28 protein-coding genes are annotated in these 14364 nt (G+C 45.6%); all 28 read right to left on the bottom strand.

All coding sequences use genetic code 11. From position 1 onward, the window contains the following. On the bottom strand, window positions 1-993 hold the full coding sequence (locus M9194_RS03455) for a DNA-directed RNA polymerase subunit alpha (RefSeq protein WP_237363145.1): 993 nt from the start codon (window positions 991-993) through the stop codon (window positions 1-3). 24 nt (window positions 994-1017) lie between these two features. After that, window positions 1018-1638 (bottom strand): 30S ribosomal protein S4, encoded by a 621-nt coding sequence (rpsD, locus tag M9194_RS03450; protein WP_250611006.1) that lies wholly within the window; start codon window positions 1636-1638, stop codon window positions 1018-1020. A 27-nt stretch (window positions 1639-1665) separates the two neighbouring features. Then, window positions 1666-2055, bottom strand: coding sequence for a 30S ribosomal protein S11 (gene rpsK, locus M9194_RS03445; RefSeq protein WP_001118870.1), 390 nt, complete (start codon window positions 2053-2055; stop codon window positions 1666-1668). Between the two features lie 18 nt (window positions 2056-2073). Continuing rightward, window positions 2074-2430 carry a 30S ribosomal protein S13 gene (rpsM, locus tag M9194_RS03440; protein WP_250611005.1) on the bottom strand — a complete coding sequence of 119 codons (357 nt, stop codon included), beginning with the start codon at window positions 2428-2430 and terminating at the stop codon, window positions 2074-2076. A gap of 147 nt (window positions 2431-2577) precedes the next feature. Then, on the bottom strand, window positions 2578-2691 hold the full coding sequence (gene rpmJ, locus M9194_RS03435; protein WP_039969906.1) for a 50S ribosomal protein L36: 114 nt from the start codon (window positions 2689-2691) through the stop codon (window positions 2578-2580). A 39-nt stretch (window positions 2692-2730) separates the two neighbouring features. After that, a complete protein-coding gene (gene secY, locus M9194_RS03430; protein ID WP_250611004.1) occupies window positions 2731-4065 on the bottom strand; it encodes a preprotein translocase subunit SecY in 1335 nt (444 codons plus the stop codon). 20 nt (window positions 4066-4085) lie between these two features. Then, entirely contained in the window at window positions 4086-4520 is a 435-nt protein-coding gene (gene rplO, locus M9194_RS03425; protein WP_250611003.1) for a 50S ribosomal protein L15, read from the bottom strand. A 5-nt stretch (window positions 4521-4525) separates the two neighbouring features. Continuing rightward, the gene (gene rpmD / locus M9194_RS03420) at window positions 4526-4702 is read right to left on the bottom strand and encodes a 50S ribosomal protein L30 (RefSeq protein WP_250611002.1); all 177 of its coding nucleotides are present in this window, start codon (window positions 4700-4702) and stop codon (window positions 4526-4528) included. Window positions 4703-4707: 5 nt separating this feature from the next. Continuing rightward, entirely contained in the window at window positions 4708-5208 is a 501-nt protein-coding gene (gene rpsE, locus M9194_RS03415; protein WP_042478682.1) for a 30S ribosomal protein S5, read from the bottom strand. Window positions 5209-5222: 14 nt separating this feature from the next. After that, on the bottom strand, window positions 5223-5576 hold the full coding sequence (rplR, locus tag M9194_RS03410; RefSeq protein WP_237363151.1) for a 50S ribosomal protein L18: 354 nt from the start codon (window positions 5574-5576) through the stop codon (window positions 5223-5225). Between the two features lie 9 nt (window positions 5577-5585). Further along, window positions 5586-6119: a 50S ribosomal protein L6 gene (gene rplF / locus M9194_RS03405; RefSeq protein WP_237363152.1), complete on the bottom strand. Its 534-nt coding sequence runs from the start codon at window positions 6117-6119 to the stop codon at window positions 5586-5588. Window positions 6120-6131: 12 nt separating this feature from the next. Beyond that, complete coding sequence (gene rpsH, locus M9194_RS03400; RefSeq protein ID WP_250611001.1) at window positions 6132-6524, bottom strand: 30S ribosomal protein S8; 393 nt, start codon at window positions 6522-6524, stop codon at window positions 6132-6134. Between the two features lie 29 nt (window positions 6525-6553). Beyond that, a complete protein-coding gene (rpsN, locus tag M9194_RS03395; protein WP_250611000.1) occupies window positions 6554-6859 on the bottom strand; it encodes a 30S ribosomal protein S14 in 306 nt (101 codons plus the stop codon). 17 nt (window positions 6860-6876) lie between these two features. Next, window positions 6877-7416 carry a 50S ribosomal protein L5 gene (gene rplE, locus M9194_RS03390; protein WP_250610998.1) on the bottom strand — a complete coding sequence of 180 codons (540 nt, stop codon included), beginning with the start codon at window positions 7414-7416 and terminating at the stop codon, window positions 6877-6879. 23 nt (window positions 7417-7439) lie between these two features. Next, complete coding sequence (gene rplX, locus M9194_RS03385; RefSeq protein WP_250610996.1) at window positions 7440-7757, bottom strand: 50S ribosomal protein L24; 318 nt, start codon at window positions 7755-7757, stop codon at window positions 7440-7442. A 12-nt stretch (window positions 7758-7769) separates the two neighbouring features. Beyond that, window positions 7770-8141 (bottom strand): 50S ribosomal protein L14, encoded by a 372-nt coding sequence (gene rplN / locus M9194_RS03380; protein WP_017026385.1) that lies wholly within the window; start codon window positions 8139-8141, stop codon window positions 7770-7772. Window positions 8142-8302: 161 nt separating this feature from the next. Further along, on the bottom strand, window positions 8303-8557 hold the full coding sequence (rpsQ, locus tag M9194_RS03375) for a 30S ribosomal protein S17 (RefSeq protein WP_250610995.1): 255 nt from the start codon (window positions 8555-8557) through the stop codon (window positions 8303-8305). Then, on the bottom strand, window positions 8557-8748 hold the full coding sequence (gene rpmC, locus M9194_RS03370; RefSeq protein WP_250610994.1) for a 50S ribosomal protein L29: 192 nt from the start codon (window positions 8746-8748) through the stop codon (window positions 8557-8559). The genes rpsQ and rpmC overlap by 1 nt, the downstream gene beginning before the upstream one ends. Next, the gene (rplP, locus tag M9194_RS03365; protein ID WP_006075723.1) at window positions 8748-9158 is read right to left on the bottom strand and encodes a 50S ribosomal protein L16; all 411 of its coding nucleotides are present in this window, start codon (window positions 9156-9158) and stop codon (window positions 8748-8750) included. The genes rpmC and rplP overlap by 1 nt, the downstream gene beginning before the upstream one ends. Before the next feature lie 11 nt (window positions 9159-9169). Further along, window positions 9170-9868, bottom strand: coding sequence for a 30S ribosomal protein S3 (gene rpsC, locus M9194_RS03360; protein WP_250610993.1), 699 nt, complete (start codon window positions 9866-9868; stop codon window positions 9170-9172). A 19-nt stretch (window positions 9869-9887) separates the two neighbouring features. Continuing rightward, a complete protein-coding gene (rplV, locus tag M9194_RS03355) occupies window positions 9888-10220 on the bottom strand; it encodes a 50S ribosomal protein L22 (protein ID WP_250610992.1) in 333 nt (110 codons plus the stop codon). 10 nt (window positions 10221-10230) lie between these two features. Next, window positions 10231-10509 carry a 30S ribosomal protein S19 gene (rpsS, locus tag M9194_RS03350; RefSeq protein ID WP_010318762.1) on the bottom strand — a complete coding sequence of 93 codons (279 nt, stop codon included), beginning with the start codon at window positions 10507-10509 and terminating at the stop codon, window positions 10231-10233. A 19-nt stretch (window positions 10510-10528) separates the two neighbouring features. Continuing rightward, window positions 10529-11353 carry a 50S ribosomal protein L2 gene (gene rplB / locus M9194_RS03345; RefSeq protein ID WP_237363160.1) on the bottom strand — a complete coding sequence of 275 codons (825 nt, stop codon included), beginning with the start codon at window positions 11351-11353 and terminating at the stop codon, window positions 10529-10531. Window positions 11354-11368: 15 nt separating this feature from the next. Beyond that, window positions 11369-11671 carry a 50S ribosomal protein L23 gene (gene rplW, locus M9194_RS03340; RefSeq protein ID WP_250610991.1) on the bottom strand — a complete coding sequence of 101 codons (303 nt, stop codon included), beginning with the start codon at window positions 11669-11671 and terminating at the stop codon, window positions 11369-11371. Next, entirely contained in the window at window positions 11668-12270 is a 603-nt protein-coding gene (gene rplD / locus M9194_RS03335) for a 50S ribosomal protein L4 (protein WP_237363162.1), read from the bottom strand. Before rplD ends, rplW begins: the two co-directional genes overlap by 4 nt. Before the next feature lie 17 nt (window positions 12271-12287). Continuing rightward, window positions 12288-12917, bottom strand: a complete 630-nt coding sequence (rplC, locus tag M9194_RS03330) for a 50S ribosomal protein L3 (RefSeq protein WP_237363163.1) — start codon at window positions 12915-12917, stop codon at window positions 12288-12290. A 14-nt stretch (window positions 12918-12931) separates the two neighbouring features. Then, on the bottom strand, window positions 12932-13243 hold the full coding sequence (gene rpsJ, locus M9194_RS03325; protein ID WP_004410492.1) for a 30S ribosomal protein S10: 312 nt from the start codon (window positions 13241-13243) through the stop codon (window positions 12932-12934). A gap of 377 nt (window positions 13244-13620) precedes the next feature. Beyond that, window positions 13621-14361 carry a 23S rRNA (guanosine(2251)-2'-O)-methyltransferase RlmB gene (rlmB, locus tag M9194_RS03320; protein ID WP_250610990.1) on the bottom strand — a complete coding sequence of 247 codons (741 nt, stop codon included), beginning with the start codon at window positions 14359-14361 and terminating at the stop codon, window positions 13621-13623. Window positions 14362-14364 lie beyond the last annotated feature (3 nt).

Below are 14364 nucleotides of genomic sequence, written 5' to 3'. Positions count from 1 at the left end.
TTAATCTTCAGCGATAGACGCTGGTGGCCAATTTTCTAGGCGCATACCTAGAGACAAGCCACGTGATGCAAGTACGTCTTTAATCTCAGTTAGAGATTTCTTACCAAGGTTTGGAGTCTTCAATAGCTCAACCTCAGTGCGCTGTACGAGATCACCGATGTAGTGAATCGCTTCTGCTTTCAAACAGTTAGCAGAGCGAACTGTTAGTTCAAGATCGTCTACAGGACGCAATAGGATAGGATCGAATTCTGGCTTCTCTTCTTTCTCCTCAGGAACTCGTACATCACGTAGATCTACGAATGCATCCAATTGTTCAGCTAGGATTGTAGCTGCGCGACGGATGGCTTCCTCAGGTTCCAAAGTGCCGTTTGTTTCCATATCGATAACAAGCTTGTCTAAGTCAGTACGTTGCTCTACACGTGCTGCTTCTACCGAGTAGGCAATTTTGTCTACTGGGCTGTAAGTAGCATCAACAAGCAAACGACCAATTGGACGCTCATCTTCTTCAGTATGGATACGAGCTGAAGCTGGAACATAACCACGACCACGTTCAACTTTAATACGCATTGCGATTTCAGCGTTGTCATCCGTTAGGTGACAAATAACGTGTTCTGGGTTAGCGATCTCCACATCACCATCATGGGTGATGTCACCTGCAACAACAGGGCCTGAGCCTGATTTGTTCAGCGTAATAAACACTTCATCTTTGCCTTCGGCAACGCGAACAGCCAAACCTTTAAGGTTTAGAAGAATTTCAAGAATATCTTCTTGAACGCCTTCTTTTGTGCTGTATTCGTGTAGTACGCCATCAATCTCTACTTCAGTAACCGCACAACCCGGCATAGAAGATAGAAGAATGCGGCGAAGTGCATTACCAAGAGTATGGCCGAAACCACGCTCTAACGGCTCAAGAGTTACTTTTGCGTGTGTCGTGTTGATTTGTTCGATATCAACCAGACGTGGCTTAAGAAATTCTGTTACAGAACCCTGCATTGTGTCCTCTCTTTAGTTTAAACCTTACTTAGAGTAAAGCTCGACGATCAATTGTTCGTTGATGTCGGCTGATAGGTCTGAACGCTCAGGCATACGCTTGAATGTACCTTCCATTTGACCGGCATCTACTTCAATCCAAGTTGGTTTTTCGCGTTGTTCAGCAACTTCTAGAGCCGCTTTAATGCGAGATTGCTTTTTAGCTTTCTCACGAATAGATACAACGTCGTTAGCCGTAACTTTGAAAGAAGGAACGTTTACAACTTTACCGTTTACCAGTATAGCCTTATGGCTAACTAATTGACGTGCTTCAGCGCGTGTTGCACCAAAACCTATGCGGTAAACTACGTTATCTAGACGACCTTCAAGAAGTTGCAGCAAGTTTTCACCTGTGTTGCCTTTAAGGCGTGCAGCTTCTTTGTAGTAGTTACGGAATTGTTTTTCTAGAACGCCGTAGATACGACGAACTTTTTGCTTCTCACGAAGCTGAACGCCATACTCAGATAGACGACCGCGACGAGCGCCGTGTACACCTGGTGCGTTATCAATTTTACACTTGGTATCGATCGCACGAACACCGGACTTAAGAAATAAGTCAGTGCCTTCGCGACGACTAAGCTTCAGCTTAGGACCCAAATATCTTGCCATGATCTTTCTCCAATATTCCTAGAAACGTTATACGCGACGTTTCTTAGGTGGACGACAACCGTTATGAGGGATAGGAGTCGCATCAACAATGTTAGTGATACGGAAACCAGCAGCGTTCAGTGCACGAACAGTAGATTCGCGACCTGGACCTGGACCCTTAACCATAACCTCTAGGTTCTTTAGGCCATATTCTTTAGCCATTTCAGCACAACGCTCAGCAGCAACCTGTGCAGCGAACGGAGTAGACTTACGAGAACCACGGAAACCAGAACCACCAGCAGTCGCCCATGCAAGAGCATTACCTTGACGGTCTGTGATAGTTACGATTGTGTTATTGAAAGATGCATGAATGTGCGCAACGCCATCAGCAACTTGCTTGCGTACGCGCTTGCGAGCGCGTGTTGGTTGTTTAGCCATTGTACTCTACCTTCCCGATTATTTCTTGATCGGCTTACGCGGACCCTTACGGGTGCGAGCGTTGGTTTTAGTACGCTGTCCACGTAGTGGTAGACTGCGACGATGACGAAGACCACGGAAACAACCAAGGTCCATTAGACGCTTGATGTTCATTGATACTTCACGACGTAGATCACCTTCTACAGTGTACTTAGCTACACCATCACGCAGTTGATCAATCTGCTCTTCAGTTAGTTCACTGATCTTAACATTTTCAGCAATACCCACTTCAGCTAGGATAGCTTGAGAGCGAGTTTTACCGATACCGTAGATTGCAGTAAGTGCGATTACGGCATGTTTTTGATCAGGAATGTTAATGCCTGCTATACGGGCCACTATTCACTCCTAGTACTTAAATAAGAAATTATCCGTAGCAAAGCCCGTCGAGGATACGCTACGGCATACTACTTCTTTTGCACGCAAAAGGTAGGCCGAGGAATATACGCGACACTACCTTATATTTCAAGTAAAAATTTCTGCTTATTAGCCTTGGCGCTGCTTGTGCTTTGGCTCACTGCAAATCACGCGAACGACACCGTTACGCTTAATGATTTTACAGTTACGGCAGATTTTTTTAACGGAAGCACGAACTTTCATTGCTAAACTCCGTAAATGAAATCTGAATTGACAGCCGAATTAACGACCGTAACCTTTCAGATTCGCTTTCTTCAACACAGAATCATACTGTTGTGACATCAGATGAGTCTGTACCTGTGCCATAAAATCCATGATTACTACCACTACGATAAGTAGTGATGTACCGCCAAAATAGAAACGTACGTTCCATGCGATCATCATGAACTGTGGAATCAGACAGATAAAGGTAATATATAGAGCACCCGCAAGAGTTAGTCTAGTCATTACTTTATCAATATATTTCGCTGTCTGCTCACCTGGGCGGATGCCGGGTACGAATGCACCAGACTTCTTCAAATTATCTGCTGTTTCACGCGGGTTAAATACTAACGCCGTGTAGAAGAAACAGAAGAAAATTATTGCCGCAGCATAAAGCATTACATAAAGCGGTTGGCCTGGACTTAGTGCCAAAGACACATCAGTTAACCAGCCAAACATTGGGCTTTTACCATTTTGGCCAAACCACTGCGCTATTGTTCCTGGGAACAAAATAATGCTCGATGCAAAAATTGCAGGTATTACACCAGCCATATTTATTTTTAATGGCAAGTGAGTACTTTGTGCAGCAAATACTTTACGACCTTGTTGACGCTTCGCGTAGTTGACGACGATACGACGCTGACCACGCTCCATGAAAACAACAAAGTAAATGACTGCAAAAGCCAATACCGCAATCAACAATAGAAGAAGTACGTTCAATTCACCTTGACGCGCTTGCTCAATTGTCTGTCCGATTGCATTCGGCAATCCTGCAACAATACCTGCAAAAATCAGTATCGAAATACCGTTACCAATTCCTCGCTCTGTAATCTGTTCACCTAACCACATCAAGAACATGGTGCCGGTTACTAAGCTTACGGTTGCAATCAGGGTGAACATGGTTTGGTTGATAACAACCAGATTGTGGACCATGTGCGGTAAACCTGTTGCGATACCAATTGCTTGGAATATTGCAAGTACAAGCGTGCCATAACGCGTATATTGGGTAATCTTACGACGCCCTGCTTCGCCCTCTTTTTTGAGCTCAGCTAACGCTGGGTGAACTACCGTTAGCAGTTGGACAACAATCGATGCCGAGATATACGGCATAATGCCCAACGCTAAAATAGATGCACGCTCTAGTGCACCACCGGAGAACATATTAAACATTTCAACGATGGTGCCTTTTTGCTGCTCGAACAAATTGGCAAGTACAGCTGCGTCAATACCAGGGATCGGCACAAAAGAGCCTGCTCGGAATACTATAAGCGCACCAATTACGAATAATAAGCGCGATTTCAGTTCACTCAAGCCGCCCTGAGCACTACGAAAATCTTTTCCTGGTTTCTTAGCCATCTGTACCTCGTTCCTCGAGTTTAACCCTCGATTTTACCGCCTGCAGTTTCGATTGCAGCTTTAGCGCCTTTAGTTACGCGCAGACCTTTTACAGTCACAGCTTTGTTGATTTCACCAGAAAGAACGATCTTAACGAATTCGATATTCTTAGTGATAACGTTAGCTGCTTTCAAGCTGTTCAAGTCCACTACATCACCAGTTACTTTCGCTAGCTCAGCTAGACGAACTTCAGCAGTCACTAGGCTCTTACGAGAAGTGAAACCGAATTTTGGTAGACGTTGTTTTAGAGGCATTTGACCGCCTTCAAAACCTGGACGAACGCTTCCGCCTGAACGTGACTTTTGACCTTTGTGACCGCGGCCACCTGTTTTACCAAGGCCAGAACCGATACCACGACCTACACGCTTCTTAGAAGGTTTAGAGCCCGCAGCCGGTGATAGAGTATTCAAACGCATTCTGATTACTCCTCAACTTTAACCATGTAGTTAACCTTGTTGATCATTCCACGAATGCACGGAGTATCTTCAAGTTCAACTGTATGGTTGATTTTACGAAGGCCTAGACCTTTCAAGCACGCACGGTGCTTAGGTAGGCGGCCAATTGAGCTTTTAGTTTGAGTAACTTTAATAGTTGCCATGGTGCTTACTCCGAAATAGATTCAACAGTTAGACCACGTTTAGCAGCAACCATTTCTGGCGACTTCATGCTACCTAGTGCATCGATCGTTGCACGAACGATGTTGATAGGGTTCGTAGAACCGTATGCTTTAGATAGTACGTTATGTACACCAGCTACTTCTAGTACTGCACGCATCGCACCACCTGCGATTACACCAGTACCTTCTGCAGCAGGCTGCATGTAAACTTTAGAGCCCGAGTGGCGACCTTTCACCGGGTGGTGAAGAGTGCCTTCGTTTAAAGCGATCGTAGTCATGTTACGACGCGCTTTTTCCATTGCTTTTTGGATCGCAGCAGGTACTTCACGGGCTTTACCGTAACCGAAACCTACACGACCATTACCGTCACCAACTACTGTTAGTGCAGTGAAGCTCATGATTCGACCACCTTTAACCGTCTTAGAAACACGGTTAACAGCGATTAGCTTTTCTTGCAAATCACTCGCTTGTTGTTGTTCTTTAGCCATCGATCAACCCTACCTTAGAATTTCAGACCAGCTTCGCGAGCAGTATCTGCTAGCGCCGCTACTCGACCGTGGTATTGGAAACCAGAACGATCAAATGCAACAGTAGAAACGCCTTTTTCAAGAGCGCGCTCAGCGATAGCTTTACCTACTGCTTTAGCTGCATCGATGTTACCAGTGTTCTTCACTTGCTCACGGATCGCCTTTTCTACAGTAGAAGCGGATGCGATAACCTCAGAGCCATTTGATGCAATAACCTGCGCGTACACGTGACGAGGAGTACGGTGTACGACTAGGCGAGTTGCACCAAGTTCTGCAATCTTACGACGTGCGCGTGTAGCACGACGGATGCGAGATGCTTTCTTATCCATAGTGTTACCTTACTTCTTCTTAGCTTCTTTAGTACGCACGATTTCATCGGCGTAACGGATACCTTTACCTTTATACGGCTCAGGCTCACGGTAAGAACGAATGTCAGCCGCAACTTGACCAACTAATTGCTTGTCACAACCAGTTAGCACAATTTCAGTTTGGCTTGGGCATTCAGCTTTGATTCCCTCTGGTAGAGCGTGCTCTACTGGGTGAGAGAAACCTAGTGTTAGACCAACAGCTTTGCCTTTCATAGCAGCGCGGTAACCAACACCTTTAAGCACTAATTTCTTAGTGAAGCCTTCAGTAACACCAACAACCATGTTGTTTACTAGTGCACGAGCAGTACCTGCTTGAGCCCAAGCGTTAGCAACACCTTCTTTAGGACCGAAAGTAAGGTTGTTTTCTTCCTGTGCAATCACAACAGCGTTGTTTAGAACGCGAGTTAATTCGCCTTTAGCGCCTTTAACTGTGACTTCTTGGCCGTTTAGTTTCACCTCTACGCCAGCTGGAATAGCGACAGGTGCTTTAGCAACACGAGACATATTCTACTCCTATTACGCTACGTAGCAGATGATTTCACCACCAAGACCTGCTTTACGCGCAGCACGGTCTGACATTAGACCCTTGGAAGTGGATACTACAGCAATACCTAATCCGCCCATCACGTTTGGTAGCGAGTCTTTGTTCTTGTAGACGCGCAGGCCAGGACGTGAAACACGTTTGATTTGCTCAATTACTGGTTTAGCTTGGAAGTACTTAAGAGTGACTTCTAGCTCAGGTTTGCTTTCGCCTTCAACAGCGAAATCAACGATGTAACCTTCAGCTTTTAGTAGTGCAGCAATTGCAACTTTAAGCTTTGAAGAAGGCATTTTAACAGCAACTTTGTTTGCTGCCTGACCGTTACGAATACGGGTCAGCATATCCGAAATCGGATCTTGCATGCTCATATGATTTACTCCAAATGATTAAGTGGCAATTACCAGCTAGCCTTACGAAGTCCAGGAATCTCGCCTTTCATGCAAGCTTCACGAACTTTGATACGGCTCAGACCGAACTTACGTAGGTAACCGTGTGGACGACCAGTTTGGTTACAACGGTTGCGCTGACGTGATGCACTTGAATCACGTGGAAGAGATTGCAGCTTAAGAACTGCGTTCCAACGGTCTTCTTCAGATGCGTTTACATCGCTGATGATAGCTTTTAGTGCCGAACGCTTTTCAGCGAATTTAGCAACTAGCTTTGCACGTTTTACGTCACGTGCTTTCATTGATTGTTTAGCCATAACAGTAACCCTTCACCTTACTTACGGAATGGGAAGTTAAAGGCAGCCAGCAGAGCACGGCCTTCCTCATCGGACGCAGCAGTTGTCGTGATAGTGATATCAAGACCGCGTACACGATCGACTTTATCGTAGTCGATCTCCGGGAAGATGATTTGCTCGCGAACGCCCATGCTGTAGTTACCGCGTCCGTCAAAAGACTTAGCGCTAACACCACGGAAATCACGTACACGTGGAAGAGCAATAGAGATTAAACGCTCTAGGAACTCCCACATACGTTCGCCACGTAAGGTTACTTTACAACCAATTGGGTAGCCTTCACGAATTTTGAAACCTGCAACAGATTTACGCGCTTTAGTGATAAGTGGCTTTTGACCAGAGATCAATGCCATATCAGATGCTGCGTTTTCTAGCAGTTTCTTATCGTTGATAGCTTCACCAACGCCCATGTTTAGGGTGATTTTCTCAATCCTAGGGACTTGCATGACGCTTGTGTAGCTGAACTCTTTGGCAAGCTCAGCGACTACAGACGACTTGTAGTAATCATGCAGTTTCGCCATAGTAGAACTCCAAATTACTTCTATTAGTTAGAAACGGTTTCGCCGTTAGACTTGAAGAAACGAACTTTTTTGCCGTCTTCAACACGGAAACCGATGCGGTCTGCTTTACCAGTAGCTGCGTTGTAGATTGCAACGTTAGAAACATCAATTGCTGCTTCTTGTTCAACGATGCCACCTTGTTGGTTCAGAGCCGGTTGAGGCTTCTGATGTTTCTTAACAAGGTTGATACCTTCAACGATAACTTTACCGGTTGCTAGAACCTTAGTTACTTTACCTTTCTTGCCTTTGTCTTTACCGGCAAGAACGATTACTTCGTCATTACGACGGATCTTAGCTGCCATTTTTCGTGCCTCTTACAGAACTTCTGGAGCCAGTGAAACAATCTTCATGAATTTCGCGTTACGAAGTTCACGAGTCACTGGACCAAAGATACGTGTACCGACTGGTTGCTCAGTATTGTCATTCAACAATACGCAAGCATTACGGTCGAAGCGAATGACTGAACCGTCTGGACGACGTACGCCTTTACGGGTGCGCACTACAACCGCCTTTAGAACATCACCTTTCTTAACTTTACCGCGAGGAATTGCTTCCTTAACAGTAACTTTAATGATGTCTCCGATATGTGCATAACGGCGGTGAGAGCCACCCAGAACCTTAATACACATTACTCTACGAGCGCCGGAGTTATCCGCAGCGTCGAGTGTACTTTGCATTTGGATCATTGTTAGTGCTCCGCTAAATATTAAAAACTAGACCCTCTCGGGTCGGGCTGCCTCTTTAAAGGGACGCGAATTGTACCACCCTTTCATTCAATTGGGTAGCCAAAAAATAAACGGCCCCAAAAAAAATTTGGAGCCGCTTTATCATCATAGAAAAAATTGCGTTAGATTTTCGCTTTTTCTAGGACTTTTACCAATGTCCAAGACTTAGTCTTAGACAGAGGACGACACTCTGCGATTTCAACTGTGTCGCCTAGGCCACACTCGTTGCTCTCGTCATGTGCGTGTACTTTAGTCGTGCGCTTTACGAATTTACCGTAAATTGGGTGCTTAACCATGCGCTCGATAGCAACTACGATAGACTTGTCCATCTTGTCGCTAACAACACGACCTTGTTGAGTACGTTTTACTTCGCTCATTATGCGTCTGCCTTCTCAGTCAAAACAGTTTTCACACGTGCGATATTACGGCGTACAGCTTTCAGAGTATGAGTTTGCTGAAGCTGACCAGTTGCAGCTTGCATGCGCAAGTTGAACTGTTCACGTAGCAACTCAATTAACTCAGCATTAAGCTCTTCAACGCTTTTTTCGCGTAGATCTTGTGCTTTCATCACATCACCTGCTTAGTTACAAATGTAGTCTTGAAAGGCAGTTTACGTGCCGCTAGGCGGAACGCTTCACGTGCCAATTCTTCAGGTACACCGTCCATTTCGTACATCACCTTACCAGGTTGGATTTGGGCTACCCAGTACTCAACGTTACCTTTACCCTTACCTTGACGAACTTCTAGTGGTTTCTCTGTGATAGGCTTGTCTGGGAACACACGGATCCAGATTTTACCTTGACGCTTAACGTGACGAGTCATCGCACGACGAGCCGCTTCGATCTGACGAGCAGTTAGACGACCACGGCCAACCGCTTTAAGACCAAATGTGCCGAAGCTTACGTCAGTACCTTTAGCAAGACCACGGTTACGACCTGTTTGAACCTTACGGAACTTAGTACGTTTAGGTTGTAGCATCTGTCGACTCCTTACTTACGGCCTTTACGCTGCTTCTTAGGCTTGTCGCCTTTTGGCTCTACTGCGTTAGCAGCTGGCATACCGCCTAGGATCTCACCTTTGAAGATCCAAACTTTAATGCCGATCACACCGTATTGAGTGTGAGCCGAAGAAGTTGCATAATCAATGTCTGCACGTAGAGTATGTAGAGGCACACGACCTTCACGATACCACTCAGAACGTGCGATTTCAGCGCCGCCTAGACGGCCACTTACTTCTACTTTGATACCTTTAGCGCCTAGACGCATTGCGTTTTGTACTGCGCGCTTCATAGCACGACGGAACATAACACGACGCTCTAGTTGAGACGCGATGCTGTCGCCAACAAGTTGTGCGTCCAGCTCAGGCTTACGTACTTCAGCGATGTTAATTTGCGCTGGTACACCTGCAATTTTTGCTACTGCTGTGCGTAGCTTTTCTACGTCTTCACCTTTCTTACCGATAACGACACCTGGACGAGCTGTGTGAATAGTCACACGAATGCTCTTAGCAGGACGCTCGATAACGATGCGTGATAGAGACGCTTTCGAAAGTTCCTTAGTTAGGAACTGACGTACCTTGAAGTCGCCGTCTAGGTTGTCAGCGAAATCTTTGGTGTTAGCAAACCATGTAGCATTCCAAGGCTTAACGATGCCAAGACGAATACCATTTGGATGTACTTTCTGACCCATTGCTTACTCTCCTAGTCTCTTAGCGATCTGCTACAACAACAGTGATGTGGCTTGAACGCTTCAAGATACGATCCGCACGGCCTTTAGCACGAGGCATAATACGCTTCATGATAGGGCCCTCATCTACGAAGATTTTAGCGACATTAAGATCGTCGATATCTGCACCTTCGTTGTGTTCCGCGTTTGCGATTGCTGACTCAAGAACTTTCTTAACTAGATCAGCAGCTTTTTTGTTGCTGAAAGTTAGAATTTCTAGAGCTTGGTCAACAGATTTACCGCGAATTTGGTCTGCAACTAAGCGAGCTTTCTGAGGCGAAATGCGAGCAAAGTTATGTTTAGCTAAAGCTTCCATTATCTACTCCTTAACGCTTCTTCGCTTTCTTATCTGCAGCGTGACCGCGATAAGTACGAGTTGGTGCAAATTCACCCAGTTTGTGACCGATCATTTCGTCGGTTACGAAAACTGGTACGTGCTGACGACCATTATGGACAGCGATGGTCAAACCAATCATTGATGGAATGATCATTGAGCGACGGGACCAAGTCTTAATAGGCTTTTTGTCTCCGCTTTCCACCGCTTTCTCTACCTTCTTCAGCAAGTGTAGGTCAATAAATGGACCTTTCTTGAGAGAACGTGGCATGGCGATTCCTCTTTATAGATTATTTGTTACGACGACGTACGATGTACTTGTCAGTGCGTTTGTTCTTACGGGTCTTGAAGCCTTTAGTTGGCATACCCCAAGGAGAAACTGGGTGACGACCACCAGAAGTACGGCCTTCACCACCACCGTGTGGGTGGTCTACTGGGTTCATCACAACACCACGAACGGTTGGACGAACACCGCGCCAGCGGTTAGCACCAGCTTTACCTAGTTCACGTAGCATGTGCTCTGCGTTACCTACTTCACCGATTGTTGCACGGCCTTCAGATAGGACTTTACGCATTTCGCCAGAACGTAGACGGATAGTTACATATGAACCTTCACGAGCTACGATTTGAACGTATGCACCAGCAGAACGAGCTAGCTGAGCACCTTTACCAGGCTTAAGTTCAACACAGTGTACAGTTGAACCAACTGGGATGTTGCGCATCGGCAGAGTGTTACCTGCTTTGATTGGCGCATCTACACCAGATTGGATCTGATCACCTGCTTGAACACCTTTAGGTGCAATGATGTAACGACGCTCACCGTCTGCGTACAGAACTAGAGCGATATTTGCGCTACGGTTTGGATCGTATTCTAGACGCTCAACTTTCGCTGGAATACCGTCTTTAGTACGTTTGAAGTCAATTACACGGTAGTGGTGTTTATGACCACCGCCGATGTGACGTACTGTAATACGACCGTTGTTGTTACGACCACCGTTCTTAGAGTTTTTCTCTAGAAGAGGTGCGTATGGCTTGCCCTTGTGTAGGTCAGCGTTAACAACTTTAACAACGTGACGACGACCAGGGGAAGTCGGCTTACATTTAACAATAGCCATTTCTAACTACTCCTGTTACTCAGCACCGCCAACGAAGTCAAGATCTTGACCTTCTTTCAAGATAACGTAGGCTTTCTTAACGTCTGAACGACGGCCTTGACGCATACCTTGACGCTTGGTCTTACCCTTAGTGATAAGAGTATTTACAGACTTAACTTCAACTTCAAATAGCTTTTCTACAGCTGCTTTGATCTCTTTTTTAGTCGCATCGATTGCTACTTTGAAAACAACAGTGTTTGCTTTTTCAGCAGTCATTGTTGCTTTTTCAGAGATAAGTGGAGCACGTAGAACTTTTAGTAGACGCTCTTCATTGATCATGCCAGCATCTCCTCAACTTGCTTAACTGCTTCAGCAGTTATTAGAACCTTGTCAAACGCGATTAGGCTTACTGGGTCGATACCAGCAGCGTCACGAGCGTCAACTTTGTATAGGTTACGAGCAGCTAAGAATAGATTCTCGTCTACTTCACCAGTAACGATGAGTACATCGTTAAGCTCAAGTTCTTTAAGCTTAGCTACTAGCTCTTTAGTTTTTGGTGCTTCTACTGAGAAGTTATCAACAACAACTAGACGCTCTTGACGAACTAGCTCAGAAAGAATGCTTTTCATAGCACCACGGTACATTTTCTTGTTTACTTTTTGGCTGTGATCTTGTGGTTTCGCAGCAAAAGTAACACCACCTGTACGCCAGATTGGGCTACGGATTGTACCAGCACGTGCACGGCCAGTACCTTTTTGACGCCATGGCTTAGCGCCACCGCCAGAAACTTCTGAACGTGTTTTTTGAGCACGTGTACCTTGACGAGCACCTGCTGCGTACGCAACAACTACTTGGTGTACAAGAGCTTCGTTAAACTCACGTCCGAAAGTAGTTTCGGAAACAGTTAGTGCATCAGCACCTTTAACCATTAGTTCCATTACTTACTCCTGAGACGTTATGCTTTAACAGCTGGTTTAACGATCACGTTGCCACCTGTTGAGCCTGGGACTGCACCTTTAATAAGAAGCAGGTTGCGCTCAGCGTCAACACGTACGATCTCTAGGTTTTGAGTCGTTACACGCTCAGCACCCATGTGACCTGCCATTTTCTTGCCTTTAAACACGCGACCTGGAGTCTGACATTGACCGATAGAACCAGGAGCACGGTGAGACAATGAGTTACCGTGAGTCATATCTTGAGTGCGGAAGTTCCAACGCTTAACAGCGCCTTGGAAACCTTTACCCTTAGATGTACCAGTAACGTCTACTTTTTTAGTTTCGTTGAATAGTTCAACAGTTAGCTCTGCACCAACTTCAAACTCTTCACCGTTTTCTAAACGGAATTCCCAAAGACCGCGACCAGCTTCTACACCTGCTTTCGCAAAGTGACCAGCTTCTGGTTTAGTTACACGGCTAGCTTTCTTAGCACCAGCAGTTACCTGGATTGCTGCATAACCATCGTTCTCAAGAGATTTAACTTGAGTAACACGGTTCGCTTCAACCTCAACAACAGTTACTGGGATAGAAACGCCTTCTTCGGTAAATACGCGGGTCATACCCACTTTACGTCCGACTAGACCAATCATTCTTCTAATCTCCCTTAACCTAGGCTAATTTGCACATCAACGCCCGCGGCAAGATCTAAACGCATTAGAGCATCAACAGTTTTGTCTGTTGGCTCCACGATGTCGATTAGACGCTTGTGAGTACGGATTTCGTACTGGTCACGTGCTTTTTTGTTTACGTGTGGAGAGATAAGAACTGTGAAACGCTCTTTACGTGTAGGTAGTGGGATTGGACCACGAACCTGTGCGCCTGTGCGCTTAGCTGTTTCGACGATCTCCGCAGTAGAAGCATCGATTAGTTTGTAATCAAAAGCTTTTAGGCGGATACGAATACGTTGGTTCTGCATGAGACAGAGCTCCAATTAAATTAAATTACACAAACAATATCGCCACTCATACTCGCATAGGCGAGAGAATGCCGATTGATTTATGTGAAACCGTAGCACCCTAATTGGGCACATTGTCAGCTAATTTTCGATTAACTCTATATCAGAGATAATTGTATTAACTGCGAACATAAGCTGAGTCTACATTACCTGAAAAATCAAATAGATAATCCAGCTCCTCGCTGCTCATTGGTTCACAACTGGCTGAGCCAGTGCGCGGTATTATACATGTCAGTGGTTTACATGCAAGGGTTGATTGAAAAATAAACGGAAAAGAATAATGGCAATTGGCAGGAAAAAATGAGGAGTCAGAGCCAAGCAACTCCTCATGGAATAGATTAGCTAGCGCTGCGCTGACGCACCGCTTCAAACAGGCAAATACCTGAGGCGACTGAAACGTTTAGGCTAGATACACTGCCCGCCATTGGGATCTTAATTAAGTCATCACAGGTTTCGCGAGTTAAACGGCGCATACCATCGCCTTCTGCGCCCATAACAATCGCCAGTGGGCCTGTGAGCTTTGATTGGTAAATATCGTGTTTTGCTTCCCCTGCTGTACCGACAAACCATACGCCTTGCTCTTGCAATGCACGCATGGTGCGCGCTAGGTTAGTCACGCGTACAAGTGGTACGCTTTCTGCTGCGCCGCATGCCACTTTGCTCACCGTCGCGTTAAGTGGGGCTGATTTATCTTTTGGTACTATGATGGCAGCAACACCTGCTGCATCAGCATTTCTTAAACAAGCGCCGAGATTGTGTGGATCGGTCACACCATCCAACACCAATAGCAACGGTGACTCATGCTTCGCTAAAATCGAATCAAGATCATTCTCATTTAACGGCTTAGCGGGTTTCACTTTAGCGATCAGACCTTGGTGATTAGCGCCTTTGGCTTTATCGTCTAGCGCTTTTCGCCCCATTTGCTGAACGGTGACGCCAATGCTTTGTAGCTCGTTTAAGATCGGCATTAAGCGATCATCTTGGCGGCCTTTAAGCACAAAAGTTTCAATAAAACGTTCTGGTTCACGCTCTAAAAGCGACTTTACAGCATGAATGCCATAAATAAATTCGTTGCTCATTGA

It is taken from the genome of Vibrio sinus (assembly GCF_023634645.1).
Lineage (GTDB): Bacteria > Pseudomonadota > Gammaproteobacteria > Enterobacterales > Vibrionaceae > Vibrio > Vibrio sinus.
The sequence above is the reverse complement of the archived record's forward strand: the minus strand, read 5'-3'. Positions and strand labels throughout refer to the sequence as shown.

What these genes read in the sequence shown, in the direction of transcription:
- M9194_RS03455 (WP_237363145.1), bottom strand. Translation starts at nt 993, where the DNA reads ATGCAGGGTTCTGTAACAGAATTTCTTAAGCCACGTCTGGTTGATATC.
- rpsD (WP_250611006.1), bottom strand. Translation starts at nt 1,638, where the DNA reads ATGGCAAGATATTTGGGTCCTAAGCTGAAGCTTAGTCGTCGCGAAGGC.
- rpsK (WP_001118870.1), bottom strand. Translation starts at nt 2,055, where the DNA reads ATGGCTAAACAACCAACACGCGCTCGCAAGCGCGTACGCAAGCAAGTT.
- rpmJ (WP_039969906.1), bottom strand. Translation starts at nt 2,691, where the DNA reads ATGAAAGTTCGTGCTTCCGTTAAAAAAATCTGCCGTAACTGTAAAATC.
- secY (WP_250611004.1), bottom strand. Translation starts at nt 4,065, where the DNA reads ATGGCTAAGAAACCAGGAAAAGATTTTCGTAGTGCTCAGGGCGGCTTG.
- rplO (WP_250611003.1), bottom strand. Translation starts at nt 4,520, where the DNA reads ATGCGTTTGAATACTCTATCACCGGCTGCGGGCTCTAAACCTTCTAAG.
- rpmD (WP_250611002.1), bottom strand. Translation starts at nt 4,702, where the DNA reads ATGGCAACTATTAAAGTTACTCAAACTAAAAGCTCAATTGGCCGCCTA.
- rpsE (WP_042478682.1), bottom strand. Translation starts at nt 5,208, where the DNA reads ATGGCTAAAGAACAACAACAAGCGAGTGATTTGCAAGAAAAGCTAATC.
- rplR (WP_237363151.1), bottom strand. Translation starts at nt 5,576, where the DNA reads ATGGATAAGAAAGCATCTCGCATCCGTCGTGCTACACGCGCACGTCGT.
- rplF (WP_237363152.1), bottom strand. Translation starts at nt 6,119, where the DNA reads ATGTCTCGTGTTGCTAAAGCACCTGTCGCTATTCCAGCTGGCGTAGAG.
- rpsH (WP_250611001.1), bottom strand. Translation starts at nt 6,524, where the DNA reads ATGAGCATGCAAGATCCGATTTCGGATATGCTGACCCGTATTCGTAAC.
- rpsN (WP_250611000.1), bottom strand. Translation starts at nt 6,859, where the DNA reads ATGGCTAAACAATCAATGAAAGCACGTGACGTAAAACGTGCAAAGCTA.
- rplE (WP_250610998.1), bottom strand. Translation starts at nt 7,416, where the DNA reads ATGGCGAAACTGCATGATTACTACAAGTCGTCTGTAGTCGCTGAGCTT.
- rplX (WP_250610996.1), bottom strand. Translation starts at nt 7,757, where the DNA reads ATGGCAGCTAAGATCCGTCGTAATGACGAAGTAATCGTTCTTGCCGGT.
- rplN (WP_017026385.1), bottom strand. Translation starts at nt 8,141, where the DNA reads ATGATCCAAATGCAAAGTACACTCGACGCTGCGGATAACTCCGGCGCT.
- rpsQ (WP_250610995.1), bottom strand. Translation starts at nt 8,557, where the DNA reads ATGAGCGAAGTAAAACGTACTCAACAAGGTCGTGTTGTTAGCGACAAG.
- rpmC (WP_250610994.1), bottom strand. Translation starts at nt 8,748, where the DNA reads ATGAAAGCACAAGATCTACGCGAAAAAAGCGTTGAAGAGCTTAATGCT.
- rplP (WP_006075723.1), bottom strand. Translation starts at nt 9,158, where the DNA reads ATGCTACAACCTAAACGTACTAAGTTCCGTAAGGTTCAAACAGGTCGT.
- rpsC (WP_250610993.1), bottom strand. Translation starts at nt 9,868, where the DNA reads ATGGGTCAGAAAGTACATCCAAATGGTATTCGTCTTGGCATCGTTAAG.
- rplV (WP_250610992.1), bottom strand. Translation starts at nt 10,220, where the DNA reads ATGGAAGCTTTAGCTAAACATAACTTTGCTCGCATTTCGCCTCAGAAA.
- rpsS (WP_010318762.1), bottom strand. Translation starts at nt 10,509, where the DNA reads ATGCCACGTTCTCTCAAGAAAGGTCCATTTATTGACCTACACTTGCTG.
- rplB (WP_237363160.1), bottom strand. Translation starts at nt 11,353, where the DNA reads ATGGCTATTGTTAAATGTAAGCCGACTTCCCCTGGTCGTCGTCACGTT.
- rplW (WP_250610991.1), bottom strand. Translation starts at nt 11,671, where the DNA reads ATGATCAATGAAGAGCGTCTACTAAAAGTTCTACGTGCTCCACTTATC.
- rplD (WP_237363162.1), bottom strand. Translation starts at nt 12,270, where the DNA reads ATGGAACTAATGGTTAAAGGTGCTGATGCACTAACTGTTTCCGAAACT.
- rplC (WP_237363163.1), bottom strand. Translation starts at nt 12,917, where the DNA reads ATGATTGGTCTAGTCGGACGTAAAGTGGGTATGACCCGCGTATTTACC.
- rpsJ (WP_004410492.1), bottom strand. Translation starts at nt 13,243, where the DNA reads ATGCAGAACCAACGTATTCGTATCCGCCTAAAAGCTTTTGATTACAAA.
- rlmB (WP_250610990.1), bottom strand. Translation starts at nt 14,361, where the DNA reads ATGAGCAACGAATTTATTTATGGCATTCATGCTGTAAAGTCGCTTTTA.